1 protein-coding gene is annotated in these 1,321 nt (G+C 59.8%); it reads left to right on the plus strand.

Annotation, left to right across the window (positions count from 1 at the left end; genetic code table 11):
* Window positions 1-17: 17 nt before the first annotated feature.
* Window positions 18-1,321: proton-conducting transporter membrane subunit (locus EN932_RS36285; RefSeq protein ID WP_281061578.1), on the plus strand; the 1,304-nt coding region annotated here is incomplete at its 3' end.

Here is a 1,321-nt window from a genome sequence, read left to right on the forward strand (position 1 = left end):
ACACAGCGCTGATACTGATGATCGTCCTGCCTTTCGTAGGCAGCCTTGCCGCTCTCATGCTCCCGACAAAGGCTCGCAACGCCGCAGCTGTCCTCGCCGCCGCCGCGTCGTTTACCTGTCTGGGTTTGGCGGTCATGTTTTATCCCTCGGTACTCGGTCGAGGTGTGGTGCGTAGCGATATCGAATGGCTTCCGACGCTTGGCCTTGATTTCACTTTGCGAATGGATGGATTTGCCTGGCTGTTCGCCATGCTCATAAGCGGCATCGGCTTCCTCGTCGTCATTTATGCGCGCTACTACATGGCCCCGGAAGACCCGGTTCCGCGGTTCTTTTCGTTCTTTCTCGCGTTCATGGGATCGATGCTCGGGGTCGTCATTTCCGGAAACTTGATCCTGCTGGTCGTATTCTGGGAACTGACCAGCATCTTTTCCTTCCTGCTGATTGGCTATTGGCACCACAACGCCAGTGCCCGCGACGGCGCCCGCATGGCGCTGACGATTACCGGCATCGGCGGCATCGGTCTGTTGGCCGGCTTCCTGCTGATTGGCCATGCCGTTGGCAGCTACGACCTCGATCGTGTTTTGGCGTCGGGCGACCTTATCCGCTCCCACGATCTCTATGTGCCCATCCTGGTTCTTGTGCTGCTCGGGGGGTTCACCAAGAGCGCGCAGTTTCCGTTTCACTTCTGGCTGCCCAACGCCATGGCCGCACCGACCCCGGTCTCGGCCTACCTGCACTCAGCGACCATGGTGAAGGCCGGCGTGTTCCTGTTGGCGCGCCTGTGGCCGGTGCTTGCGGGGACATACGAATGGTTTTGGATCGTCGGCTTCGCCGGCATGATGTCTTTCGTTTTGGGAGCTTATTTTGCGATCTTCCAGCGGGACATTAAGGGTTTGCTCGCCTACTCGACCATCAGCCATCTCGGTCTGATTACACTTCTGCTCAGCCTCGGTAGCCCGCTGGGTGCCGTCGCTGCCATCTTCCACATGATGAACCACGCCACGTTCAAAGCCTCGTTGTTCATGGCCGCCGGTATCATCGACCATGAGACCGGAACGCGCGACATGCAGCGGCTGGGCGGGCTTTTCCGTGTCATGCCCTACACCGCGACGCTCGCCATGGTGGCAAGCGCGGCCATGGCTGGCGTCCCCCTCCTCAACGGATTTCTCTCCAAGGAAATGTTCTTCGCCGAGGCGATCGAAACGCACGCCGATTCCATTCTCGATACCGCCGCGCCCTATGCTGCCGTCCTGGGCAGCGCTTTCGCTGTTGCCTACTCGGCACGGTTCATCCACAGCGTGTTTTTCCGACCGCTGCCGGC

It is taken from the genome of Mesorhizobium sp. M7A.F.Ca.US.002.01.1.1, from assembly GCF_004022955.1.
GTDB classification, from domain to species: domain Bacteria; phylum Pseudomonadota; class Alphaproteobacteria; order Rhizobiales; family Rhizobiaceae; genus Mesorhizobium; species Mesorhizobium ciceri.